Raw genomic sequence first — 23,169 nt, forward strand, 5'->3', positions numbered from 1 at the left:
GCGTATACGCCCTCCTTTCGCCCTTTCGGGGCTGCACCGGGGCTGCGGCTTCATCTGTGATACCGTGTCTTCTGGGCAACGCCTCATGCCGGCCGCGCCTGCGATCAGAGGCGCAAGCCGGATGCGCTGCCGGTGCGGACGTTATATGAAGGGTGAAGACCATTATTCTTCGACGCTGCCCGGCCCGACACACCCCATGACCCCGCCACCCGATTTCAAGACCGCTCTGACCGCGCAAAGGCTTGTCCTGGCGGCGGGCCTCTTCGGCCTGCTATTGCTGAGCGCGCGGATCACCGGGCTGATCGTCAACCCGTCCAGCCTCTATGCCGACGAGACGCAGTACTGGGTGTGGTCGCGTGATCTGGACTGGGGCTATTTCTCCAAGCCGCCGCTCATCGCCTGGATCATCGCTGCCACCACCGCCGTGTTCGGTGATTCGGACTGGGCGATCCGGCTCGCCGCGCCGCTGCTTCATACGGCAACCGCGCTGCTGCTGGCGCTGAGCGCAGACCGATTGTTTGGCCGGGTCGCTGCCGCCTGGACCTTCATCGCCTGGGTCACCCTGCCCTCGGTCTGGCTGTCGGCGGCCGTCATTTCCACCGATGCGGTATTGCTGACCTGCTGGGCGCTGGCGCTTTACGGATTTGTCCGGCTGCGCGAAGGCGCGGGCTGGAGCGCCATTGTCCTGCTGGGCGCAGGCTTCGGTTTTGGCATGCTGGCGAAATACGCCATGGGCTATTTTGCAGCCGGGCTGGTGCTGGCGGCCATTCTCGATCCGGTCTCGCGCCGCGCGCTCATTCGCCCGCGGCTTCTGGTATCGCTGGCGCTGGCCGGGCTGATCCTGGCGCCGAACCTCATCTGGAACTGGCGCAATGACTTTGCGACCGTCTCCCACACGGCGGCTAACGCCAACTGGGGCGCGGACATGTTCAATCCCGGCGAGTCCCTCTCCTTCCTGGTTGACCAGATGGGCGTGTTCGGCCCGGCCTTCTTCATCGCGCTGGTGGCGATCCTCATCGTGCTGGTGCGTCAGTGGCGCACTGGCAGCGCCGACCCGCGCCTCATCGTGCTGGCCTGTTTCTGCGTGCCTGCGATACTGGTGGTGACGGGTCAGGCTTTCCTGAGCCGTGCCCACGCCAACTGGGCGGCCAGCGCCTATGCCGCCGCGACGATTATCGTGATCGCCGTGCTGCTGCAGGGTCCGCGCTGGCGGCGCTGGGTGCTGACCGGCTCGATCGCGCTGCATACACTTGTCGGGATCAGCTTTGCCACGCTGGCCATGAGTCCGGCCCTGACCGAGCAGGTGGGCCTTGCCAACGCCTTCAAGCGGGTGCGCGGCTGGCCGGAAACCGCAACTGCCCTGGCAGAGGCCGTGGAACGCACGGGCGTGGAAACGCTCGTCTTCGATAACCGCAATGATTTCCACCAGATGCAGCGCTATGGCGGCGCCATCAATGCCGGGCTCTTCATCTGGATGCGCTATGCAGGCATTACCAATCACGCCGAACAGGGCTGGGCGCTGCCGGCCGGCTATGAAGGCCCGGTCCTGATCGCGTCAGAACGGCCGCTGGAAGTGCCCGTGATGGCGTATGATTTTGCGCAGATGGAGCACGCTGGCGATATCCGCATTGATCTCGGCGGCGGGCGGGAGCGCCATTACCAGCTCTTCATCGCGCAGAACTACCGGCCCGTGGTCAGGACCGATGCGTTCGAAGAGGCTATCCGCCTGTCGCGAGAGGCCCGCGAAGCGGCGCTTCAGTAGCCGCCCGCCTCATCGCCCCAGATTTCGCGCAGGCGCTGGTCGCGCCGGCAACCAAAGCGATAGCGCTGATAGCGGATCGGATTATTTTCTGCATAGTTCTGGTGATAGTCCTCCGCCGGCCAGAAGGCTTCAGCCTCGCGGATACGCACCGCCAGGGGCTGGCCGAAGCGGGCCTCGACTTCGGCGGCGCTGGCCTCGGCAGCGGCACGCTGCGCGTCATCAAGGGTGAAGATGGCGGGCGCATAGGCCGCCCCCCGGTCACAGAACTGCCCGCCCCCGTCGAACGGATCGACATTGCGCCAGTAATGGGAGAGCAGCGCCTCATAGCTGACGATTTGCGGGTCGTAGATGATCTCCACCGCCTCGACATGACCGGTATTGCCATTGACCACCTGCCGGTATTCCGGGTTCTCCACATGGCCGCCGGTGAAGCCGGAGACCACGTCAATCACGCCGTCGAGGCGTTCAAAATCAGCCTCGGTGCACCAGAAGCAGCCAGAGGCCAGTATCGCGCGGGCCTGCCCGTCAGGCAGGGCGGCGGGTTCGCCAGCCTTCTGCGCGGTGCCGGCCGGGCTGTCTGAACAGGCCATCAGGAAGGCGGCGGCAAGAAGGGCGAGCAGGCGCATGGCGGTATCCTTCGGATCAGCTGACAGTCAGTAAATGACGCAGACTGCCGTCAGGGAAAGCCCCGCGCGCGAAATTGTGACACGTAAGGCCGGTCAGGCGATCCCGCCCAGCTCCTCAAGCCCGGCAGCCAGCGCAAGGTTCTGCACGGCCTGCACGGCAGCGCCTTTCAGGAGATTATCGAGCGCGCAGACCAGCGTCGCATTGCGTCCGCCTTCACCCACAGACCAGCCGCCCACGACTGCGCCGGGAATGTCCTGCCCGTCGCGGACTTCAGGGATGGCGTCGCTGAGGCGGATCAGCTTTTCGCCCTCATAGGCCGCTGCGTATCGGCTTTTGAACGCGTCCAGCGTTACCGGCGCAGCAAAGTTCAACTGTGCGGTCAGGGTGATGCCGCGGAAGAAGGCGGCGACATGGGGGGAGAAGCGCACCTCATGGCCGAGATGACGGCTCATCTCGCGCTCATGCATGTGCCCGGTCAGGGCGTAGGGCATGAGATTGTCGCGCAGCGCCTCGACATCATTCTTGCGGCTGGGCGTCGTGCCGGCACCTGAATAGCCCGACACGCCGAACAGATGTGCCGGACCGGACAGAAGATCACGCACCGGATGCACGCAGAGCTGGCCCGCCGTCGCATAGCAGCCCGGATTGGAGATACGCGTCTCGCCTTTGAGGCGCTCGCGCCCATAGAGCTCCGGCAGGCCGTAGGTCCAGCTGTCGTCAAAGCGGTAATCAGCCGAGAGATCGACCAGAATCGTACCCGGTGCCGCCGCTTCAATCGCCGCCACGTAAGGCGCGGTCTCGCCATTGGGCAGCGCCAGTATCACCGCGTCGGCCCCGCGCGCCGCCACGTCTTCCGGCCCCATCGCCTCGAAGGCCAGCCCATCGCGGGCTTCAGGCGCGAGGTTTGATACCGGCTCACCCGCCATCGCCCGTGAGGACGCGAACACGAGCCGCATATCGCTGCGCCGCGAAAGGATGGCAACCAGCTCCTTGCCGGTATGTCCGCGCGCGCCCACAAGGCCAACTTTCAGCATGGCCCTAGCTCCTCAGCGTCGGCGGCAGGGCCGCGATGCGCTCCACCATGGCCGGAATGCGCGACAGATCGGCTTCTCCGCGCCAGAACACCGTCCAGTGGCCGGTCTTCACCGCGCCATGGCAGGTGGCGAAGTAGAATTCATTGACCGGATTATCGGTGCGCGAGCGCCAGTAGAGGCGCGGCGCATAGGCGATCAGCTTGCGCCAGACCGCCCCGCCCAGCCCCTCGCCGCGCGCATCGTCGAGCACCGCAAACTTGTCGAGATAGATCACATCATCGAGCCTGGAGGTGATGGCCGCCGCCCGGTAACTTTCAGTGACGAAAGCGCGGTCGAAGTCCAGCCGGTCGAAATACCCGTCCACCAGTCGGCGCTCGAAAGCTGCCTCAATCAGCGGGGCGGCGCGCGCGGTATCGAGATCGGCCTTGGCGGTGATCTCCAGCATGCGCTCGCCCTTGCGCACCAGCGTGCCGGACCCGGCATGGGTGAAGAGCTCCTTGGCGAGCTCGCCCGGCGCGGTGATGGAGACCGAGCTGGACAGGGGCAGATCATCAAGCAGGCGCTTGATCTCTTCCATTTTCAGGCGCATCCCGCCCGATACCCAGTCCGCGCTCATCAGCTCGTCAAAATCGGTGGCGAGGTTGATGGCGGACAAGGGCTTGCCCGCTTCATCCAGCAGCGCGCCGGTGCCGGTCAGGAACACGATCTTGTAGGGCTGGAGCGCATGCACCAGCGCGCGCACGGCCGCATCGGCATTGATGTTGACCAGCCGCCCGTCTGCGGTATCGCCAAGGCAGGCCAGGATCGGGGCTTGTCCGGCGCGTGCGGCGGCGGCGACCAGTTCAAGGCGCACTTTCGTGGGATCACCAACGCGGCCCAGCTCGCCCTCGTCCATCAACTCGGCTTCAAAGACACCTGAGGGAATGGCAGCCGCGCGTCCGCCGCAATCGCGGATTGCCTGCACCAGTTCCAGATTCACGCGCGTCAGCGTATCGCGGATCACAGGGATCGCTTCGGGCGGGGTGACGCGCAGGCCCTGCTTGCGCACGGTCTCGATGCCCGCCTCGCTCAAAGCTTTGTCGAGCTGTGGCCCGCCGCCATGCACCACGATAGGGGCCAGCCCCACCGTCTGCAGGAAGGCGAGCGAGGCCGAAAGCGCCTCCATCTCCTCTTCCATCACCGCGCCGCCGACCTTGATGACGGCAAAGCGTTCCTGATCGAGGCGCGAGAAGCGGGTGAGATACTCGCGTATCTCCTTGCCGTCGCGCATCTGGGAGAGAAGCTGGACGATGGCCGAGCGCACCGGCACGGCTGCGCCGCCGCGTTCGCTAGCGTGATGGTCTGCAGGTTTCCCGATCACGGCTCCGCTCCATTGGCGAGGGTTTCCATGATCGCCTTTTGTACGTGCAGGCGGTTTTCCGCTTCGGCAAGGCCGATAAAGGCGGGCGAATCCACGACCGAGTCGGCAATCTTCACATTGCGCCGCATGGGCAGGCAGTGGCTGACGACCGCATTGTCGGTCAGCGCCATCTTGGCATCGTCAATCATAAAGCCTGCACCCTTGGCACGGTAGGGCGCTTCGCCGTCCCACTGGCCGAAAAAGGGCAGCGCGCCCCAGCTCTTGGCGTAGACAGCGTGCGCGCCGCTATAGGCTGCCTTCACGTCGGTGGTGACGGTCAGCGAGGTGCCGGCATCGCCGCAGAATTTCTCCGCCGCATCCATGTAGCGCTGATCGAGGCGGTAAACCTCGTCCGGGATCAGAAGGCGCACATTCATGCCGAACTTGGACGCGATCAGCAGGGCGGAATTGGCCACAGCCGTGTTGAGCGGTTTGGGGTGCGGCACCCAGGTCAGCAGAAACTCCTTGCCGCGCACATCGCCAATCGTGTCCTGCAGGGCCATCATGTGGGCCAGCTCCTGACAGGGATGGACGATGGTCTCCATGTTGATGACAGGCACCGTCGCGTATTTCGCATAGGCCATTATCAGCGGGTCTTCGCGCTCGGCCGTCCAGTTCTCGAACTTCGGGAAGCAGCGGATCGCGATGAGATCGACATAGGAGGACAGCACGCGCGCCGCCTCCTTCACGTGCTCTTCGGCCGTGCCGTCCATGATGGCCCCGTCCTCGAACTCGACCGGCCAGGTGCCGCCGCGCGCATCCAGCACGATGGCATGACCGCCCAGCTGGTGGGCCCCAAGGTCAAACGAGGTGCGGGTGCGCAAGGAAGGATTGAAGAAGACGAGCGCGATGGACTTGCCTTTGAGCGCATCGCCTTGCGGGCTTTCCCGGTATCGGCGCGCACGGTCGATCAGGGCCTGAAGTTCTTGTCTCGACCAGTCGGCGGTAGACAGGAAATGCCGCATCGTTTCACGCGCCTCCCTTGGGCGTTGGAAAGCTCACGCGTTTAGCGCTCCTTGCTGCAATGCGCAAACGGGTGTGTGAGCGGGAATGAGTTGCCGCCCCTCGTCCTTCGAGACGTTCGCTATCGCTCACCCTCAGGATGAGGGGCGGGAAAGACCAGAATCCCTCATCCTGAGGAGCTTTCGACAGAAAGCGTCTCGAAGGACGAGGGATGTATGACAGCCATTTCCTCCACCACGCTGTCCCCACGCGCATCGGCGTCCAGCGCCGTGATCAGGGCGCGGTCGCGATTGTAGATATCGTGGATGAAGCGGGCATTGCCGAACCGGTCGGAGACGACGGTGAAATAGAGGATATGGACCGGGATGTGATGGCGCAGCCAGACGCGGCGCGTGCGCCCGCTGTCGAACGCTTCCTCCATCGCCTCACGGGTCCAGCCCGTCTCGCCCTGCAGCACCCACCAGGCCAGCTCGCGCGGCTCGTCCACCCGGACGCATCCAGACAACTCGTTGCGCTGGACATTGTCAAACAGGGCGCGCTCCGGCGTGTCATGAATGTAGATATTGTGGATATTGGGGAACATGAACTTCACCTCCCCCATCGAATTGCCGGCGCCCGGCACCTGGATGACGCGGTAGCGCCCGTTCGCCCAGTCCGCCTGCGACGGGTTGATCACCGCGCCTGTTGACTGGTCCACCAGCCGGTAACCGGACGCCAGCGCATAGCCCGGATTGGTCTGGAAACGGCGCAGCCACGGCGCACCCAGGCTGGTGGGTGTGTACCAGACCGGGTTGATCTCGATGAAGGTCATGTCCTCGGAGAAAACCGGCGTGCGGTTATAACCCCGCCCGATCATGGAGCGGTGGGTGCGTTCCACCTGCCCGCCTGACCACGCCTCCAGCCGGTAATCGGCCAGATTGACCCGGATATGGCGCTCGCCCAGATCGCGCGGCACCCAGCGCCAGCGCTCCAGATTGGCGCGCACCTGATCGAGCCGGTGGCGCGGCGGCGTGTTCAGCTCGCGCATGGTGGACGGCCCGGCCACCCCGTCCGTCGCCAGGTTGTGGCGGGCCTGAAAGCGGATCAGGGCCGTGCGTAATGTCTCGTCGAAGGGCGCGCCTGCCTCCCCCCTGACAGCCAGCAGCCCCTCCTGAAAGAGGCGGGCGCGCAAGGCATCCACGCGCTCACCGCTATCGCCCTGCTCCATCCACGGCCCGTGCGCGATGGGTGTGTGGGCGCGCAGCAGGGCATGGCGGCGGATCAGCTCCCGGCGCAGCGCCATATAGTCGGGATGTGACGGGCCAAGCCCCTCCAGCGTGTCAAACACCGTGTTCTCACGCAGGGCCGTTGCCAGCACCAGATCCAGATCGGGGACGCGGGCGGGGGCTGTCCAGTCCGGCTCCAGCTGGCGCGGGTCGATGCGCCCTGCCGCCAGATCACGGGCCAGCGCCAGAAAGGCATCGCTGGCCAGGGCGTCGCGTTCCGGCCCTGCCGGCAAGGCGGTCACCTCTTCCGGCGACGGGTAATGACCGGGTGTCAGCCCGTGCGTCCACACCTCGGCCAGCGCGTCGGCCAGATCGGCGGCATGCTCATCGCTCCATGCCTGACGCGCGTGTGCAGCGCCGGCCGCAACCAGCGCCAGCATCAGGACCGGCATCGTTATGAAAAGCGCGCGTGCGCCCATCCTGGCACCTCCCCCTCCGGCGTGAAGTTAACAAGGTGCAGCGGCGTTGAGAACGCCAATTACGCCCAAAACAAAACCCCGGATCGGATGATCCGGGGTTTTGCCAGTCACTCAGACAGCGTAACGAGCCTTATTCAGGCGCGCCGTCTTCCGGGCTTTCCTCAGTGGCCTCTTCCCAAGCCTCTTCGGCATCCTCAGCCCATTCTTCTACCTGATCGGCGGCATCCTCTGCCGCGTCGGTGGTCGCATCCCAGGCATCGCCAGCGGCGTCGGTCGTATCGTCCCACGCCTCTTCTGCCGGGCTCTGCTCCTCGGTGCCCAACGCCTCGTCAATCGCCTCACCCGCTTCTTCTGCCGGACCCTGCTCCTCACAGGCGGCCAGAATCGCGCTTGCGGCGAAAGCAGCCAGAACAAACTTTTTCATCGTCATAATCTCCATCAATGACCTGTCCATCAGAGAGGCCGGCGGCGCGTTTCGTGCCCCGGTTATCAGCAGCCCCCACGGAATAACCGCGAAGGAAAGCCAACAGCTTATTGGCTTGCCGTCAAGCAATAACAGACCTCAAGGCATCAAAATTGCCGTTCGAACCGCTGACAATAAACGCATGGGTGCCGCATTTCGTTGCAGCCCATTTGCCGTAAACAGCATTCACAAAGCTTACACGCCTGTCATGCAGGCATGGTGGACGGCGCGCGCGATGGCCCGCGCCAGACAGTCGGCCGCCAGACTGCCGAGGCCCGCTACGCACAAGGGCGCCGGGCCGGACAGCGCGAGGCGCCCTGTCGAGGCCACGAACACCACGTCACCGTCAAACGGCGTGTGAACCGGGCGGATGGCGCGCGCCATGCCGTCCTGCGCCATGATGGCCATGCGCCGCGCCTGATCGGGTGTCAGCACGGCGTCAGTGGCGATGACGGCCAGCGTGGTGTTGGTACGCAGCGCGGGATTGAACTTCGCCTCGCCCCAGTCCTCCAGATCAACGACAGGGCCGGGCGCGCAGCCAAGTCCGCCAAACTCGCCATCGCGCTCAAACGGTGCGGCCCAGAATTGCTGCGTGCCCGGCACGCGCACCGAGCCGAAACTGTTCACGCAGACAAGGGCTGCCACGGTGTGACCATCGCGCGATTTCGCGCTGGCAGAGCCGGTGCCGCCGGGCAGCGACCCTGCCCGTGCGCCAAACCCGGCCCCTGCCCGGCCAAGCCGGACCGGAGCGCGAAGCCCGGCATTTTCCAGCGCAGCGCGGCCAAGCCGGGCATAGGGCGGGCTGTCGCCCCAGTCCTTGGCGCCGCCATTGGCCAGATCATAGAGAATGGCCGCCGGCACGATGGGAGAGGCCGGCACGCCCGGCTGGGGCATCAGCGCATAACCGCGCCCCTGCGCGCCAAGGCTCGCGCATACCGCATCAGCCGCGCCCAGCCCGTAGACCGAGCCACCCGACAGCACGATGGCATCCACGCCCTCGACAAGCCCGCCGGGACGCAGGACATCGCTTTCCCGCGTGCCCGGCCCGCCACCGCGTACATCAATAGCGGCAATGGCAGGCTCATCGAACACAACCAGCGTCACGCCGGTGCGCACCGCCTCGTCCTCGGCCTGGCCGACGCTGAGGCCGGCAATATCGGTAAGGTTGTTGCGCATTATCCGTCTCTCTGTGTGGTGTGCCGGTCCTCGCTTCGCCCTTGCTTCACCGCATCATCGAACGCCAGGAATGCCGAAACGATCCGGCGATAGCTGGCCTGTGGCAAGCTTCCATGCACACAGCTCTGGGTACCCGGCACCGGTCTGAGATCGTGGCCGGGCCAGCTGAACCGGTTCAGTTCGGCCAGGACTACCCAGTGTTCTGCGTCATCCGGGCCGGCAAGCCGGCACTCGGCAGGCGTTAGCTTGAGATGGGTGATGGCATCGGCCGCCAAAGGTGGGGTGTGCGTAATCGGCAGAACCGATACCCGTCTTGTCTCCGCGCCGGGTGTCTGAACCACCAGAATGATGGCACACGGCCTGTCCTTGCTGCCTTCAATAGCGTCCTGCTGTGCCTCGTGGCTCCAAAGAAAGCTGTAGCGGATGAAAGACCCGCTTCAGGTTCGGGAATGAGCACGCCCGATTACCTGTCTGTTCTGGCCAGCTGCTCGTGCAGTGCGTCCACCAGATCATCAGGCACCTCGCCTGCCCGGATGACTTCACGCTGCTCGCGCTTGAGCCTTTCGTAAAGCTGAAGCTCACGCGGCGACAGGAACCCGCCCACCAGCCGGTTATGGCTGATGACACGCACTACGCCGTGCTCGCGTACATCCTCTTTCACCCGGCCAAACTGGCGGGAGAACTCGGTAGCACTCATTGTCAGCGGGTCAGCCATATCTTAAACCCTGAAATTACGTATTTTTTAAGTTATACGAGAATTCCACAATTTACAATCCCGGCAAAGCCCCCCCCCCGCAAGGCGGGCCTTCCGGCAGGGCTCCACGCTCTGCCCTGCCCGGTCAGCAGCGGGAAGAATATCTAACGGGCGGCGATCCGGGCGCGCGCAGCAATCGACAGATATTGCGCGAGTTTGTAGACAACGGGATTGGAACCACACCCCGAAACGGTCAGGCGGGCATTGTCATGGCATTAGGAAATCTGAACGAGGAAAGCCTGGCTGCAGGCGCATCTCAGGCCCTGTTGCCGCTCAATGCCTTGCGCACGTTCGAGGCGGCGGCCCGGCGCGGCAGTCTTGCTGCGGCGGCCAGAGAGCTGGGTGTGACGCCGGGCGCGGTGTCCCAGCAGATCCGGCTTCTGGAGGATGTGCTGAAAACCCGCCTTCTGGAGCGGACAGGCCAGGGCGTGCTGCTGACCGTGGAGGCTGCAGATGCCGCGCCTTATCTGCACGAGGCTTTTGCGAGCCTGGCCGAGGCCAGCGCGCGTCTGCGCTCTGCTGGCGCTGCGCCTGCGCGGGTGCGTCTGGGGGTTCCCGGTGCCTTTGCTGCCGCCTGGCTGGCCCCGCGCCTTGCCAGAGCCGGGCGCAATGATGTCAGCCTGATCAGCGATCCCGGCACGGACGATCTGGACCGCTTCCGGCTGGATATCGAGATCCGCTTTGGCGACGGGCAATGGCCGGGTTATGCGGTGCGGCCCCTGCTGTCCGACAGCCTGATGCCGGCCGTCGCGCCCGACCTGCTGGAGCAATGCGATGGCGACTGGCGCAAGGCCGTCATGTCCCTGCCCCTCATCCACGATACCACCCCGGCGCGGGACCCCGCCCAGCCTGACTGGCAGGTCTGGCTGGCGCGCCGCGGGCTGAACCGGGCGGACATCGCACAGGGCGATCATGTGAGCGCGCCAGACCATGCCGTACGGGCGGCGGTATCGGGGCGCGGCGTTGCGCTGGTGCGCGCCTCGCTGGCCGAAAGCGCCGTCGCGGAAGGACGCCTCATCACCCTCATCGCCGACGGGGTGACGCCGCTCTCCTGGCGCTATCATCTATTGTCGCCAGAAGGACGCCCGTTGAGCCGCGCCGCGCGCGCGCTCGCAGATTTTCTTGCCGAGGAGGCGCGGCCCTTTGAAACAGCCGGGGTCTAGCCAGACTGCCTCCGGCACCACAATTTGATATCCATACCTTCGACAAGAGAGACCCTCCATGCATCTGAACCGCTTCCTCCTTACCGCCGCCCTGCCCTTTGCCCTGATTGCCTGCAGCGGTGATGACAGCGCGCCGGGAGGTGCCTCCGGCCCGGTGACAGGCAGCGAGGACGCGATGGTCTCCGCTGCCCACCCGCTGGCTGTGGAAGCCGGTCTGGAAGCCTTGCGCCGGGGCGGCGATGCGGTGGATGCCGCCATCGCGGTGCAGATGGTGCTGGGTCTGGTCGAGCCGCAAAGCTCCGGCATTGCGGGCGGGGCCTTCCTGGTGCGCTATGACGCGCAGACAGGCGCGGTCACGGTCTATGACGGGCGAGAGACGGCCCCGGCGGCGGTGAGCGAAGACTACTGGCTGGACGAAAACGGCGAGCCTCTGGCCTATCTTGATGCCTGGCAGAGTGGCCAGTCCACCGGCGCGCCCGGCGCGGTGGCGATGCTGGCCATGGCCCATGAGGAGCATGGCCGTCTGGACTGGTCGGCCGGTTTCGAGGCCGGCATTGAACTGGCAGAAGAGGGCTTTCCTCTGTCGGGCCGCACCTCGTCCATGGCGGCGCGCGTGGCGCAGATTTCCCAATTGTCGCGTCAGGAACCGGCCCGCTCCTATTTCTACGATGAAGAGGGCAATGCCCACCCTGAGGGCTTCATCCGCACCAATCCAGCCTATGCGCAGACCCTGCGGGCCGTCGCGGCTGACTGGCGCAATTTCTACACTGGCGAGATAGCCGAGGACATCATCGCCACCGCGTCGCGTGATCCGCGCGGCGGGCTGCTGACGCTGGAAGACCTGGAAGCGTATGAGCCGATCCGCCGTGAGGCGCTGTGTGTGCCCTATCGGGTTTACCGCGTATGCTCGGCTCCACCGCCCTCATCGGGCGCGGTGGCGGTCGGTGCCATCCTGACCTTGCTGGAAGGGTTCGAGATGAGCGCGTTCGGCCCGGACACGGTCGAGGGCTGGCACCTCTTCATCGAGGCCAGCCGCCTGGCCTATGCCGACCGGGACCAGTATGTCGGCGATCCGGCCTTTGCCGATGTGCCGGTGGAGGGCCTTCTGGACCATGCCTACCTGACCGAACGCCGCCGCCTGATCTCCGTCGATGCAGCAATCCCGGCAATTCGCCACGGCACACCGCCCGGCGCGCCGGAAGTGATCGCCGATACGACGCCGGACGTTCCCGGCACCACGCACTACTCTATCCGCGACACCTTCGGCAATGTCGTCTCCATGACCACCACGGTGGAGTCCGTCTTCGGCAATAACCGGATGACCGACGGCGGCTTCCTGCTGAACAACCAGCTTACCGATTTTGCCTTCGTGCCGCGCGATGCAGACGGGCGCACGCACCCGAACGCGCCAGCAGGCGGCAAGCGTCCGCGCTCGTCCATGTCGCCTACAATCGTGCTGGATGCGGAGGGTGATTTCCTTATCGCCACCGGCTCTCCGGGCGGCAATTCCATCATCGCCTACACGGCCAAGACGCTGGTTGCGATGCTCGACTGGGGGATGACACCGCAGGAAGCGGCAGCCCTTCCCAATATCGTCGCGCGCGGCGATGTGGTCAGCATTGAAAGCGGCTTTGACGCAGAGCTGCTGGAGGGTTTACGCGCGCTTGGCCACCAGATACGCGGCGAGCAGGGCGAAAACTCTGGCATCCACATCATCCGCATGGGTGAGGACGGCACGCTGGAAGGCGGCGCTGACCCCCGCCGGGATGGGGTGACCGGACGGCCTTAGGGGGAAGCCCCATCGTGAACTCCCGGCCAGCAACCTATCCGCGTTTCCCCGACGCACGTCGGGGTCCAGTCTCTTTTTGATGCTCAGCCCATCCGGGCTTCGCTGCGGGCAAAAGTGCCCGGCGGCCGGTCGGCCTCGCAGGCCGCATAGCGGCCTGAAAAGCGCGACTGCGCGCCCGCGACTTTTCGCGGAACATCGCAACGCGGATGCGTTGCGGAACCAAGAAGAAGCTCCCTACCCCGACACCACGCTGACAAAAGCCGGGTCCAGGGAGAGAGACACCGCATCACCGGCCTGTGCCGGGTGGCTGACAGGCGCGCGGGCCGTCACGCGCTCACCCGTCGCCAGCGCGATCAGGAGCACGACCACAGGTCCGGCGGGGCGGCGCGCGAGGATATGGCCCTGAGGCCCGCGCCCGCCGCCCGCCCCGTCTGCGCCGACCAGAATGCCTTCCGGGCGCACCAGCACGGTGACGGCGCTGCCCTCTGCCTGAGGCGCGGCAACCGCGCCCAGCGGCGTTGATGCCTTGCCACCCTCTACCCTGCTGGCAAAGGCTTCCGCATCGCCCAGCATGCGCGCCGCGCTTTCGCTGGCCGGAGCCAGATAGAGCGCGTCAGGCGTGCCGGACTGGATAATGATGCCGCGCTCCATCAGCGCGATCTCGTCGGCGCTGGCCAGCGCATCTTCGGCGTCGTGCGTGATGATGAGCGAAGCCGTGCCGGAGCGGCGCAGCACGTCCAGCGTCATCGCCGAAAGGTCGGCGCGCAGCCGCCGGTCCAGCCCGCTGAAGGGTTCGTCCAGCAGCATGACGGAAGGTTCGGGCGCGAGCGCGCGCGCCAGCGCAACGCGCTGCTGCTCACCGCCGGAGAGCTCGTGGGGATAGGCGCGCGCGCGATGGGTCAGCTCTACGGCCTCAAGGCTTTCCATCACGCGCTTCTTGCGTTCATCGCCGCCTAAATGGCGCAGACCGAAGGCCACATTCTGGATCGCGGTGAGATGCGGAAACAGGGCGTAATCCTGAAACACTACCCCGCAGCGGCGGCGCTCCGGCGCCAGATGCACGCCCGGCCCGCTCCACACATTACCGTCAGAGCGTATCTCGCCCGCATGCAGACGCTCCAGCCCGGCAATCGCCCGCAGCAGCGTGGACTTGCCCGCCCCCGACGGCCCTAGCAGCGCGGTCACCTGACCGGCGCGCAGCGACAGATCGCACCCGCGCACAACCGCGCCATCATCACCGCCAAGGCGTACCTCGGCGCGAGTAATGGTCACGCGGGGGCTATGGTCTGCCATCATGTTCATTCGGCCAGCCCCGGTATCGCTTCAGACGGTGGCACGGCGTCGCGCGCGCGCTCGGTCGCGGTGATGCGCCGGGCGATCCAGATCATCGCCGGCAATGCCGCCACGACCAGCAGCACCGCTGGCAGGGCCGCCTCGCCCAGCCTTTCATCGGCGGCATAATTGTGCGCGGTCACGGCCAGCGTGTTCATGTTGAAGGGCCTTAGGATCATCGTCGCGGGAAGCTCTTTGAGAACCTCCACAAATACAAGCAGGCCCGCCAGCGCGACGCCTGATGAGACCAGCGGCCAATGGACGCGCCGGGCGAGCTCCAGCGGCCTTGCGCCCAGCGAACGCGCCGCTGCGTCCAGCGACGGCGTGACGCGCGACAGCGCGCTTTCGCTGGGGCCGATGGCAGCCGCGATGAAGCGCGCCTGATAGGCAAAGATCAGCGCCAGCGCACTGCCCGTCAGCACCAGCGGGAAGGGCGAGCCGGTGAGGACACGCCAGCTGGTATCCAGCCATCCTTGCAGCGTGCCGAATATGATGAGCACGCCCAGCGCCGCCACGGCGCCGGGTACGCCATAGCCCATGGAGGCGATGCGCGCAGAGGCTCTTCCGGCAAGCTTTCGGGTGCGGATGGCATAGGCCAAGCCCAGCCCGATGACCGCCGCCAGAAGCCCCGATACCCCTGCCAGCACCAGCGAGTTTACCGCCGCATCCATCAGCCCGGTTGCCGCCGGTGTATAGGCTGCCCGCCAGCCCAGCCTTGCCGCCGGAATGACGAGGCCCATCAGCACCGGCAAGAGACAGGCAAAGGCGGCCAGCATCCCGGCGAGCGGGGAGAGGCTCTGACGGCGAAACGCGCGCACATGGCCAGACGCCGCCGTCTGGCGGGCGCGGCGGCGCAAGGCCCGCTCTGCCATGAAGATGAGGAAGGTGATGGAGACCAGCAGCATGGCGAGGCGCGCCGCATCGGGGATGGAGCCCTCGCCCGCCCAGGCGCGCATCAGCGCCACGGTCAGGGTCTGCGCGCCCAAATGACTGACCGTGCCATAGTCTGCCAGTGCCTCCATCACGACCAGCGCAAGACCCGCCGCGATGGCCGGGCGCACCATGGGCAGGGCGGTGCGGGCAAAGGCGGCAAAGGGCGAACAGCCCAGCGTGCGCGCCGCGTCATAGGCGTCGGCGGACTGGGCCGAGAAGCTCTCGCGCGCCAGCAGATAGACATAAGGGTAGAAGACGAGGCCAAAGATCGCGCCCGCGCCCAACGGACCGTGCACGGCGGGGACCCACCCGCCAAGCGGGCCTGCGCCTTGGGTCAGATCATACCAGCCATAGGCCGCCGCATAGGCGGGCATGGCCAGCGGCAGGGCCAGCATCCACTGGAAGAGATTGCGGCCGGGAAACACATAGCGCGTCACCAGCCAGGCCGTGCCTGTGCCGATGACACCGGCAAGCGTCGCCGCCGTCAGGCCGACAATCGCGGTATTGATGAGGAATTCTGCCAGGCGCGTATTGGCGATGTGGATCAGATAATCGCTCCACGGGCCGGACACGCCCAGCCACACCACGGCCAGCAAAGGCGCAGCGCACAAAAGGCCCGCAAAAGCAGCGAGCCAGACAGGATGCAATCCTGTCCGGCCCGTCAGCGTGCGGCGGAGTGTGGCAGTATCGGTTATGGCCATCCCACCCGGTCAAAAATGCGCTGGGCTTCAGCGCCGTTTTCGCCCAGCGCGTTGACGTTCAGATCACGCGCCTGGAAACCGGCAAACCCCTCAAGAACGGTGTTGTCATAGCTGACAGACGGGTCGGCGGGAAACTCATTGGTAAGCTCGGCAAAGGCGCGCTGGGCCCGCTCTGACAGAAGGAAGGCCAGCAACGCGCGCGCAGCTTCAGGGTTGGGTGCACTGGCCGCCAGGCCCGCGCCCGACACGTTCACATAGGTGCCGCCCCGGCCCTGATCGGGGAAGACGATGCCGACAGCCTCGCCCACGGCGCGGTCGGCACTGTCCGAGGCGTTCAGCAGACGGCCAAGATAGTAGTGATTGACGATGGCAACGTCGCACTCGCCAGCTGCCACGGCGCGGATCTGGTCGGTGTCGCCGCCCTGCGGGGTGCGGGCGAGATTCTGCGCGATACCGCGCGCGAAGCTTTCCGCCGCCTCCGCGCCGTCTTCGGCGATCATGCCCGCAACCAGTGACTGGTTATAGACATTGGAGGAGGAGCGCACACACACCCGGCCTTCAAATTCCGGGCGGGCAAGGTCTGCATAATTCTGCACTTCGGACGCATCCACGCGGTCACGCGCATAGACGATGACGCGTGCGCGGGTCGCGAAGCCGAACCAGAGATTATCGGGATGCACCAGCGTATCGGGCACCCGCTCCAGCATGCCGCCCAGATCGCCTGCGGGCTGGAACAGGCCCGCCTGCTCGGCCCGGTGCAGACGCCCGGCATCCACCGTGATGATGACATCGGCCTGCGAACGCTCGCCATCGGCGCGCACCCGCTCGATCAGCAGATCGCCGCTTGCCTCGACCAGATTGATGCGGATGCCGGTCTCCTCGGTGAAGGCGCGGAACACCTCCTGATCGGAGGCGTAATGGCGCGCGGAGAACACGTTGACGACGCTGTCCTGTTCAGGCTGGCCGCAGGCAGCAAGGCCGAGCGTGGCAATGACGGCGCCGACAAGGCCGTAACGGAGGCGTTCTGACATGACATTCCTCTTCCATCTGGGGCCGCCGGACCCGGACATCACACGATGCCGGGCCAGCGGTATGGATGCGTCATGCCAGTTTTGCGAACGCTTCGCAAGAGCAAGTCTGAATTAACTGGTACCCGATGCAGCCGCCAGCGAAGCGTGAGCGTTTCCCAAGGGGAAGACAACATTTCCATGACGGCGATATCGAAAATCGGCGCGCCAATGGTCACTTTAAAGTGATCCGCGCCTTACGGCGTGCCGCTGGCCTTTACGCACGCGCAAACCGGCATCGACTGCCCTTGCAGGCATGGCCTGCAGGCAGTCGAAAATCCGGCATTACACAGATTTAATGAGGAAATCTGGTGGGCGATACTAGGATCGAACTAGTGACCCCTTCGGTGTGAACGAAGTGCTCTACCGCTGAGCTAATCGCCCGGAGGGAGCGGCGTATAGAGGCAAACCACGCATGTGGTCAAGCACTGGATCGCTCAATGAACCGGAATTCGCTGCACGCATTCACTGGTTGGATAACAAATTCGCGAGGACCCCTCTCGTCACACTTCCGTCAAGAAGGCAAAGCATCTATATGGCTCATACCGCCGGGCGCACGACGCGGCCCCGGTATGACACCCGACAGTCACCTAAGCCGGTGCGCTTCAAGGCCCTGAGCGCGTCCGAAGGAGAATAGAGACATGGCCAGCAATGACCTTTGCACGCCTGAAGGCGCGCGCCGCCTGAAAGAACGTATTGAAGCCTACTGGAAAGAGCGCGGTTACGACGTGACCGTTGATCTGGTGGATGCCGGCTTCATGCCCGCCATGCGGTCTGCCCGCACCGATGTGCGTTCCAACCTGGTCAACGGCATGCCCCGTCCGGCCAATGACCGCGGCGAGAACCGCCGCAGCGCGTAAATTCAGGCTGATCGCCTGTGTGCAGCCAGCTCTGCGAGGATAGCCGGCAGATCGCCGTAGGAATCGAAAAGCCGGTCAGCGCCCAGCGTGCTGACCGGCTTTTCGCTGTAACCCCTCGAAAACAGCACACAGGCCGCGCCCGCGCCCTGCGCCGCCAGCGCATCAGGCTCAGAATCGCCCACCAGAGCGATGAAGCGTCCCGGATCGCCCTCACCGGCAGCCGCCAGCAGATGCGACGGGTCCGGCTTCTTTGCCGGCGCATCCTCCGGTCCGGTGATGCGCTCAAACCGCGCCGTCAGGTTCAACGCGTCCATGAGCTGGCGCGCCAGCGCTGACGGCTTGTTGGTGCATACGCTAAGCCGTGCGCCCGATGCGCTGAGCACATCCAGCGCGCGCTCCACGCCCTCGAAGGGGCGGCTGTGCGCGGCGATATCGGCTCCGTAGGTCATCAGGAAGCGTGACAGGGCCGATTCGGCCATATCCGGCTCCAGAACGGCTCCGGCCCGGTCAAACGCCCGCACGATCAGCGCGCGCGCGCCGCGCCCGACCATGGCGCGCACATCTTCTACCGGCACCGGATCAAGACCGTAGGGCGCAATGGATTCGTTGAGCGCCCGCACCAGATCAGGCGCGGTATCCACCAGCGTGCCGTCGAGATCGAACGCGATGGACGCGCCGCGCAGAGCCTCGAAATGCGTCATGGCCAGTCTTCCCCTTCGCAAGTACGCGCCGGATGGGATAGAGCGTATTTTGTTCAACTGGGAGCGGTTTGATGGTGAGTATTTTTTGTGCTGGCGAGGAGAAGACCGCAGCATGATGTGACCATCATGCGAGGATTTCGACAAAGCCGGAACAAAAAAGACCGCCAAGCCGGCGAAAGGCTGTCCCTTGTTTGAGAAAAGCACACCGCAACCGTTTCAGCTGGGTATTTCTTGCCCCGGACGGCGTTGCGCAAAGCTCACGGTATTCACACCGCATCGCTTCACGCGCCTTGCCGGACCATGAAATACCGGCGCTCAAACGATTCCATTTGAACGAAATACGCTCTATAGCGCGGGCGGGCCTGTGATAACAGCGCCCGGCGGCAGGCACGAGGAAGGACAGCTCCATGGCGAAGGCACGCGCAGTCATCATTCTGGCAGCCGGTCACGGCACGCGGATGAAGTCGGCCCTCCCAAAGCCGCTCCATGCCGTCGGCGGACGCTCCATGCTGGACTGGAGCCTGGCGCTGGCAAACGAATGCGGCGCGGAGCAGCAGGTCGTGATCTGGGGCGCGCACGGGCCGGAGGTGAAGACCCGCGCAGAAGCCGCGGGCGCAGCTACCGCCCTGCAGGACCCGCCCATGGGCACCGGCCATGCCGTACTGTGCGGCAGAGATGCACTGGCCGGTTTTGACGGCGATGTGGCCGTACTCTTCGCCGACACGCCGCTCATTCGCGCAGAAACACTTCAGGCGGTGTTTGTCGCTCTCGATTCAGGCGCACACATCGCCGTTCTGGGCTTCGAGCCGGAAGACCCTACCGGCTATGGCCGCCTGATCGAAGACGCGTCCGGCGCGCTCACCGCCATCGTGGAAGAGAAGGAAGCCAGCGCCGAGCAAAGGGCCGTGCGCCTGTGCAATTCCGGCGTGATGGCGGCGCCTGCGCGCGTGCTCTTCGACCTGCTCTCGAAAGTCACCAACGACAACGCGAAGGGCGAATATTACCTCACCGACATCGTCGCGCTGGGCGTCGCTGCCGGGCACACCGCCCGCGCCGTGCGCGCAGACGCGGATGAGGTGCTGGGCGTCAACTCCCGCGCCAATCTGGCTGAGGCCGAGGCCGCTTTTCAGGCCCGCGCCCGCGCCGCCGCGATGGAAGCGGGCGTCACACTGATCGCGCCGGAGACCGTCTTCTTCAGCCATGACACGCACATCGCGAATGACGTGATTGTGGAACCCAATGTGGTCTTCCGCCCCGGCGTGCGCATCGAGACCGGCGCGGTGATCCACGCCTTCAGCCATCTGGAAGGCGCGCACATTGGCGAGAACACGTCGGTTGGGCCCTATGCCCGCCTGCGTCCCGGCGCGGTGCTGGAGACGGGCGCGAAGATCGGCAATTTTGTCGAGGTGAAGAACGCGGTCCTGCACGCCGGCGCGAAGGCCAATCACCTGGCCTATATCGGTGATGCGGATATTGGCGCGAAGGCCAATATCGGCGCGGGCACCATCACCTGCAATTATGACGGCTTCTTCAAGCACCGCACGATTGTGGGCGATGGCGCGTTTATCGGCTCCAACTCTTCGCTGGTGGCACCTGTCACCATCGGCAAGGGGGCCTTTACAGGCTCAGGCAGCGTCATCACATCAGACGTGCCCGACGATGCGCTGGCCTTGTCGCGCGCCAGGCAGGAGAACAAGCCCGGCTGGGCGGCGCGCTTCCGCCAGATGATGCAGGCCCGCAAGGACAAGAAGAACGCCCAATAGACCGGGAAACCGGCCCCACACGCGAAAGGACCTCCCCATGAGTGATTACAAGTCCCGCCTGAAAGATTCCGGCCTTTGGCGCACTGACTCCTGGATCAATGGCGAGTGGGTGAAGGGCAATAGCCGGTTTGACGTCAACAACCCCGCCAATCGCGAAAAGGTCGCTGATGTGGCAAGCGTCGGGGCAGAGGGCGCCAAGCGCGCGGTGAAGGCCGCTGCGGCTGCGAACCTTGCTTGGCGGCGCACCTCGGCGTTCGAACGCTCGCGCATCGTCAATCGCTGGTATGAGCTCATCATGGAGCATCAGGATGATCTGGGGATCATTCTGGCCGCCGAGATGGGCAAGCCGCTGAAAGAAGCCAGGGGCGAGGTTGCCTATGGCGCAGGCTTTGTCCAGTGGGCCGCAGAGGAAGCGCGCCGCGTGCATGGCGAGACCCTGCCCGTGCCGACGCCCGGCGCGCGCGGCTGGACCATCCGCCAGCCGGTGGGCGTTGTCTCGTGCATCACGCCTTGGAACTTCCCCTCTGCCATGATTACCCGCAAGTGCGGCCCGGCGCTGGCGGTGGGCTGCCCCATCGTCATCAAGCCGGCGTCTGAAACGCCGCTTTCGGCGCTGGCGCTGGCCGAGCTGGCAGACCGCGCAGGCTTCCCCAAGGGCGTGTTCAACGTCGTCACCGGCGAAGCACGCGAGATCGGCCCGGTCCTGACCAGTTCCGACGAGGTCGCGATGATCGCCTTTACCGGCTCCACGCCGGTGGGCGCGCTGCTGATGGAGCAGGCGGCCAAAACCATCAAGCGCGTCGCGCTGGAGCTCGGCGGCAATGCGCCCTTCATCATCATGGATGACGCCGATCTTGAAAAAGCCGCTGACGGGCTGGTGCAGGGCAAGTTCCGCGCGGCCGGCCAGACTTGCGTCTCGCCCAATCGGGTCTTCGTGCAGGAAAGTGTGATGGATAAGCTGACCGAGCTTCTGAAAACGCGCGTCGCGAAACTGAAGCTGGGTGATCCCTTCGCGGGCGATACCGATGTCGGCCCGCTGATCCATGAGGAGGCCGTTGGCCGCGTGGCCGAGCTGGTGGACAATGCCGTGTCCAGGGGCGCCAAAGTGCTCGCGGGCGGCAAATCGCGCGTGGACGATATGGGCGGGGCGTATTTCGAGCCGACCCTCATCACCGGCGCGGACCACTCCACCAGTCTTGCCTGCAACGAGATTTTCGGCCCCGTCGCCGCGCTCTACCCGTTCAAGGACGAGGACGAGGTCATCAGGCTGGCCAATGACACGCCGTATGGCCTCGCCGCCTATCTCTACACGCGCGATGCCGGGCGCATTCACCGCATCTCCGAAGGCATTGATTTTGGCATGGTAGGCGTCAACGCGCCCATGGTCGGCTCGCCAGCCACACCGTTTGGCGGCATGAAGCAGTCCGGCATTGGCCGCGAGGGTGGCAAATGGGCGGCTGAAGAGTTCACCGAGCTGAAATTCGTCCTGCTGGGCGGGGTCGATCAGTGAGCGCGCAGAGCCAGAAGGCCAGAGCCGCTGAAGCCGCGCTGGAGTATATCGAGGACGGCATGATTGTCGGCCTTGGTTCGGGCTCCACCGCCGCCCTTTTCGTCAAGGCGCTGGGGCGCCGCTGCGCGGCCGGTGATCTCTCGATCAAGGGCATCCCCACCTCGCGCGAGACCGAACAGATCGCGCTTGAGGCGGGCGTGCCTCTCATCCCGATCGAGCAGGCCGACCGCATTGATGTGGCCGTCGATGGCGCCGACGAGGTTGATGGCGGCTTCCGCCTCATCAAGGGCGGGGGCGGCTGCCTCCTGCGCGAGAAGATCATCGCCGATGCCGCCGATTACATGATCGTGCTGATCGACGAGACCAAGCTCGTCGAGACGCTCGGCGCCTTCCCGCTGCCGGTCGAGATCGATCCGTTCGGCTGGACGATCACCGCCAAGAAAGTGTTCGACGCGCTGCGCCGCGCAGGCGTGGAGCGGCCTCTGGTCGATATCCGCCGCCAAGGCGACCGGGCCGAGCCCTTCATCAGTGATGGCGGGCATTACATTCTCGACTGCGCCTGCGGGGCCATTGAAGACGCCTACAGCGTGGATGCCGAGCTGCTGGCCATACCCGGCGTAGTCGATCACGGCCTCTTCCTCGATCAGGCCCGCGTGGTGATCGTCGGCGAGGATGACGATGTGAAAGTGATGGAGCTTTAGCGCTCTCTTTCCTGACCAGCATTGTCAGCCGGTGGCAGGTATCGCCCCGGCAGGCCCGGCGCTAGGCTTCTTTCCGGTTCAATGATCGCCGGAAAGGGCCTGCCAATGCGCGCGTTTCTCACCGCCCTCGTCATGATTGTGGCCCTGCCGTTTGCGGGCCTTGCCGATGACCGCGCCGAACGCATCGAGGCCGCGCGCAGCTTCGCGCTCACCAGCGGCTTGTGGCAGGCCATCCTCAGCAATATCCCGGATCTCGGCGAGGTCGTGGTTGAGGGCATACGCGAGACGCGGCCAGACCTTCGCGGCGATCAGGCCCGCGATATAGCTGCGCTGCTCAATGCCCGCTTTGAGGCCGAGCAGCCTGCCTTCCTCAATACGGTGTCCGGCGTGCTCGCCAACCACCTCTCAACGGCCGATCTTCAGGCTTTGACGGCCTATTTCGAGAGCCAACCCGGTCAGATCCAGGCCCGCGCGATTGCGCACGGCAACGAAACGAGCGCCGAGGAATTGACCGCGCTGATCCTTGCACTGCCAGCCGAGCAGCAAGCCGCCATCGAAGAGTTCGGCAATAGCGCGGCGGCCCGTAACTGGCTTTCGGTCCAGCCGCGCTTCATCCCGGAAATCGAGCAGGTCTCGGAAAGCTTCGGCGAAAACCTGGTCTACAGCTCCGCGACGGAGATACAGGCGATTCTGGCGCGCTGACCCCCACACAGTGAAACCCCGGAACCGCGAAGCGGTATCCGGGGCCTGTTGCCTCATCGGCAAGCGCTTTTCCCTCGTGCTTCGA

Annotated in this window: 21 protein-coding genes and 1 tRNA gene; 8 read left to right on the forward strand and 14 right to left on the reverse strand. The window is 65.3% G+C overall.

The genetic code is table 11. The features are described from left to right. The first annotated feature begins 196 nt into the window (after nt 1-196). Nucleotides 197-1,762, forward strand: coding sequence for an ArnT family glycosyltransferase (locus AB6B38_RS08860; RefSeq protein ID WP_371392496.1), 1,566 nt, complete (start codon nt 197-199; stop codon nt 1,760-1,762). Here AB6B38_RS08860 and msrA read toward each other — a convergent pair. The 9 genes from msrA to AB6B38_RS08905 all read right to left on the reverse strand — a co-directional run bounded on the left by msrA (nt 1,756) and on the right by AB6B38_RS08905 (nt 9,823). Continuing rightward, nucleotides 1,756-2,388, reverse strand: a complete 633-nt coding sequence (msrA, locus tag AB6B38_RS08865) for a peptide-methionine (S)-S-oxide reductase MsrA (protein WP_371392497.1) — start codon at nt 2,386-2,388, stop codon at nt 1,756-1,758. The two genes, AB6B38_RS08860 and msrA, sit on opposite strands and share 7 nt — an antisense overlap. A 93-nt stretch (nt 2,389-2,481) precedes the next feature. Then, nucleotides 2,482-3,423 carry an N-acetyl-gamma-glutamyl-phosphate reductase gene (gene argC / locus AB6B38_RS08870; protein WP_371392498.1) on the reverse strand — a complete coding sequence of 314 codons (942 nt, stop codon included), beginning with the start codon at nt 3,421-3,423 and terminating at the stop codon, nt 2,482-2,484. A 4-nt stretch (nt 3,424-3,427) separates the two neighbouring features. After that, nucleotides 3,428-4,783 carry an acetylglutamate kinase gene (locus AB6B38_RS08875; RefSeq protein WP_371392499.1) on the reverse strand — a complete coding sequence of 452 codons (1,356 nt, stop codon included), beginning with the start codon at nt 4,781-4,783 and terminating at the stop codon, nt 3,428-3,430. After that, nucleotides 4,780-5,787, reverse strand: a complete 1,008-nt coding sequence (locus AB6B38_RS08880) for an N-acetylornithine carbamoyltransferase (RefSeq protein ID WP_371392500.1) — start codon at nt 5,785-5,787, stop codon at nt 4,780-4,782. Before AB6B38_RS08880 ends, AB6B38_RS08875 begins: the two co-directional genes overlap by 4 nt. Nucleotides 5,788-5,951: 164 nt before the next feature. Next, entirely contained in the window at nt 5,952-7,469 is a 1,518-nt protein-coding gene (locus AB6B38_RS08885; protein ID WP_371392501.1) for a murein L,D-transpeptidase, read from the reverse strand. Between the two features lie 130 nt (nt 7,470-7,599). Next, nucleotides 7,600-7,893: a hypothetical protein gene (locus tag AB6B38_RS08890; RefSeq protein WP_371392502.1), complete on the reverse strand. Its 294-nt coding sequence runs from the start codon at nt 7,891-7,893 to the stop codon at nt 7,600-7,602. Nucleotides 7,894-8,127: 234 nt separating this feature from the next. Further along, on the reverse strand, nt 8,128-9,108 hold the full coding sequence (locus AB6B38_RS08895) for a P1 family peptidase (protein WP_371392503.1): 981 nt from the start codon (nt 9,106-9,108) through the stop codon (nt 8,128-8,130). Beyond that, a complete protein-coding gene (locus AB6B38_RS08900; protein ID WP_371392504.1) occupies nt 9,108-9,449 on the reverse strand; it encodes a hypothetical protein in 342 nt (113 codons plus the stop codon). Before AB6B38_RS08900 ends, AB6B38_RS08895 begins: the two co-directional genes overlap by 1 nt. Before the next feature lie 122 nt (nt 9,450-9,571). Next, complete coding sequence (locus tag AB6B38_RS08905; protein ID WP_371392505.1) at nt 9,572-9,823, reverse strand: hypothetical protein; 252 nt, start codon at nt 9,821-9,823, stop codon at nt 9,572-9,574. 248 nt (nt 9,824-10,071) lie between these two features. Between AB6B38_RS08905 and AB6B38_RS08910 the strand changes: the two genes are divergently transcribed. Together AB6B38_RS08910 and ggt are read left to right on the forward strand one after the other, a co-directional pair. Then, on the forward strand, nt 10,072-11,025 hold the full coding sequence (locus AB6B38_RS08910; RefSeq protein WP_371392506.1) for a LysR substrate-binding domain-containing protein: 954 nt from the start codon (nt 10,072-10,074) through the stop codon (nt 11,023-11,025). Between the two features lie 58 nt (nt 11,026-11,083). Next, entirely contained in the window at nt 11,084-12,814 is a 1,731-nt protein-coding gene (gene ggt / locus AB6B38_RS08915; protein ID WP_371392507.1) for a gamma-glutamyltransferase, read from the forward strand. 234 nt (nt 12,815-13,048) lie between these two features. Here ggt and AB6B38_RS08920 read toward each other — a convergent pair whose 3' ends face one another. The 4 genes from AB6B38_RS08920 to AB6B38_RS08935 all read right to left on the reverse strand — a co-directional run bounded on the left by AB6B38_RS08920 (nt 13,049) and on the right by AB6B38_RS08935 (nt 17,231). Next, nucleotides 13,049-14,116 (reverse strand): ABC transporter ATP-binding protein, encoded by a 1,068-nt coding sequence (locus AB6B38_RS08920; protein ID WP_371392508.1) that lies wholly within the window; start codon nt 14,114-14,116, stop codon nt 13,049-13,051. Further along, nucleotides 14,113-15,780: an ABC transporter permease gene (locus tag AB6B38_RS08925; RefSeq protein ID WP_371392509.1), complete on the reverse strand. Its 1,668-nt coding sequence runs from the start codon at nt 15,778-15,780 to the stop codon at nt 14,113-14,115. The genes AB6B38_RS08920 and AB6B38_RS08925 overlap by 4 nt, the downstream gene beginning before the upstream one ends. Continuing rightward, nucleotides 15,771-16,811 (reverse strand): extracellular solute-binding protein, encoded by a 1,041-nt coding sequence (locus AB6B38_RS08930; protein ID WP_371392510.1) that lies wholly within the window; start codon nt 16,809-16,811, stop codon nt 15,771-15,773. Before AB6B38_RS08930 ends, AB6B38_RS08925 begins: the two co-directional genes overlap by 10 nt. 345 nt (nt 16,812-17,156) lie before the next feature. Continuing rightward, nucleotides 17,157-17,231: transfer RNA gene (locus AB6B38_RS08935), tRNA-Val, on the reverse strand. Between the two features lie 257 nt (nt 17,232-17,488). Here AB6B38_RS08935 and AB6B38_RS08940 point away from each other — a divergent pair. Further along, nucleotides 17,489-17,707 (forward strand): phosphoglycolate phosphatase, encoded by a 219-nt coding sequence (locus tag AB6B38_RS08940; protein ID WP_127568383.1) that lies wholly within the window; start codon nt 17,489-17,491, stop codon nt 17,705-17,707. A gap of 2 nt (nt 17,708-17,709) precedes the next feature. Here AB6B38_RS08940 and AB6B38_RS08945 read toward each other — a convergent pair whose 3' ends face one another. Further along, complete coding sequence (locus tag AB6B38_RS08945; RefSeq protein ID WP_371392511.1) at nt 17,710-18,408, reverse strand: HAD hydrolase-like protein; 699 nt, start codon at nt 18,406-18,408, stop codon at nt 17,710-17,712. A 407-nt stretch (nt 18,409-18,815) separates the two neighbouring features. Between AB6B38_RS08945 and glmU the strand changes: the two genes are divergently transcribed. From glmU to AB6B38_RS08965, 4 genes are all read left to right on the forward strand, one after another. Continuing rightward, nucleotides 18,816-20,171 carry a bifunctional UDP-N-acetylglucosamine diphosphorylase/glucosamine-1-phosphate N-acetyltransferase GlmU gene (glmU, locus tag AB6B38_RS08950; protein ID WP_371392512.1) on the forward strand — a complete coding sequence of 452 codons (1,356 nt, stop codon included), beginning with the start codon at nt 18,816-18,818 and terminating at the stop codon, nt 20,169-20,171. A 37-nt stretch (nt 20,172-20,208) separates the two neighbouring features. Beyond that, on the forward strand, nt 20,209-21,681 hold the full coding sequence (locus AB6B38_RS08955) for an NAD-dependent succinate-semialdehyde dehydrogenase (RefSeq protein ID WP_371392513.1): 1,473 nt from the start codon (nt 20,209-20,211) through the stop codon (nt 21,679-21,681). After that, nucleotides 21,678-22,382, forward strand: coding sequence for a ribose-5-phosphate isomerase RpiA (gene rpiA / locus AB6B38_RS08960; RefSeq protein ID WP_371392514.1), 705 nt, complete (start codon nt 21,678-21,680; stop codon nt 22,380-22,382). The genes AB6B38_RS08955 and rpiA overlap by 4 nt, the downstream gene beginning before the upstream one ends. Before the next feature lie 105 nt (nt 22,383-22,487). Then, nucleotides 22,488-23,084 (forward strand): hypothetical protein, encoded by a 597-nt coding sequence (locus AB6B38_RS08965; protein WP_371392515.1) that lies wholly within the window; start codon nt 22,488-22,490, stop codon nt 23,082-23,084. Nucleotides 23,085-23,169: the final 85 nt, after the last annotated feature.

The sequence above is a fragment of the Glycocaulis abyssi genome (assembly GCF_041429775.1).
In the GTDB taxonomy this organism is placed as follows: Bacteria; Pseudomonadota; Alphaproteobacteria; order Caulobacterales; family Maricaulaceae; genus Glycocaulis; species Glycocaulis abyssi.

Coding starts and splice junctions, on each gene's coding strand:
- AB6B38_RS08890 (WP_371392502.1), bottom strand. CDS start 7,893: ATGAAAAAGTTTGTTCTGGCTGCTTTCGCCGCAAGCGCGATTCTGGCC.
- AB6B38_RS08885 (WP_371392501.1), bottom strand. CDS start 7,469: ATGGGCGCACGCGCGCTTTTCATAACGATGCCGGTCCTGATGCTGGCG.
- AB6B38_RS08920 (WP_371392508.1), bottom strand. CDS start 14,116: ATGAACATGATGGCAGACCATAGCCCCCGCGTGACCATTACTCGCGCC.
- AB6B38_RS08910 (WP_371392506.1), top strand. CDS start 10,072: ATGGCATTAGGAAATCTGAACGAGGAAAGCCTGGCTGCAGGCGCATCT.
- AB6B38_RS08930 (WP_371392510.1), bottom strand. CDS start 16,811: ATGTCAGAACGCCTCCGTTACGGCCTTGTCGGCGCCGTCATTGCCACG.
- AB6B38_RS08905 (WP_371392505.1), bottom strand. CDS start 9,823: ATGGCTGACCCGCTGACAATGAGTGCTACCGAGTTCTCCCGCCAGTTT.
- ggt (WP_371392507.1), top strand. CDS start 11,084: ATGCATCTGAACCGCTTCCTCCTTACCGCCGCCCTGCCCTTTGCCCTG.
- AB6B38_RS08955 (WP_371392513.1), top strand. CDS start 20,209: ATGAGTGATTACAAGTCCCGCCTGAAAGATTCCGGCCTTTGGCGCACT.
- msrA (WP_371392497.1), bottom strand. CDS start 2,388: ATGCGCCTGCTCGCCCTTCTTGCCGCCGCCTTCCTGATGGCCTGTTCA.
- AB6B38_RS08940 (WP_127568383.1), top strand. CDS start 17,489: ATGGCCAGCAATGACCTTTGCACGCCTGAAGGCGCGCGCCGCCTGAAA.
- AB6B38_RS08880 (WP_371392500.1), bottom strand. CDS start 5,787: ATGCGGCATTTCCTGTCTACCGCCGACTGGTCGAGACAAGAACTTCAG.
- AB6B38_RS08860 (WP_371392496.1), top strand. CDS start 197: ATGACCCCGCCACCCGATTTCAAGACCGCTCTGACCGCGCAAAGGCTT.
- AB6B38_RS08945 (WP_371392511.1), bottom strand. CDS start 18,408: ATGACGCATTTCGAGGCTCTGCGCGGCGCGTCCATCGCGTTCGATCTC.
- glmU (WP_371392512.1), top strand. CDS start 18,816: ATGGCGAAGGCACGCGCAGTCATCATTCTGGCAGCCGGTCACGGCACG.
- AB6B38_RS08925 (WP_371392509.1), bottom strand. CDS start 15,780: ATGGCCATAACCGATACTGCCACACTCCGCCGCACGCTGACGGGCCGG.
- AB6B38_RS08895 (WP_371392503.1), bottom strand. CDS start 9,108: ATGCGCAACAACCTTACCGATATTGCCGGCCTCAGCGTCGGCCAGGCC.
- AB6B38_RS08965 (WP_371392515.1), top strand. CDS start 22,488: ATGCGCGCGTTTCTCACCGCCCTCGTCATGATTGTGGCCCTGCCGTTT.
- argC (WP_371392498.1), bottom strand. CDS start 3,423: ATGCTGAAAGTTGGCCTTGTGGGCGCGCGCGGACATACCGGCAAGGAG.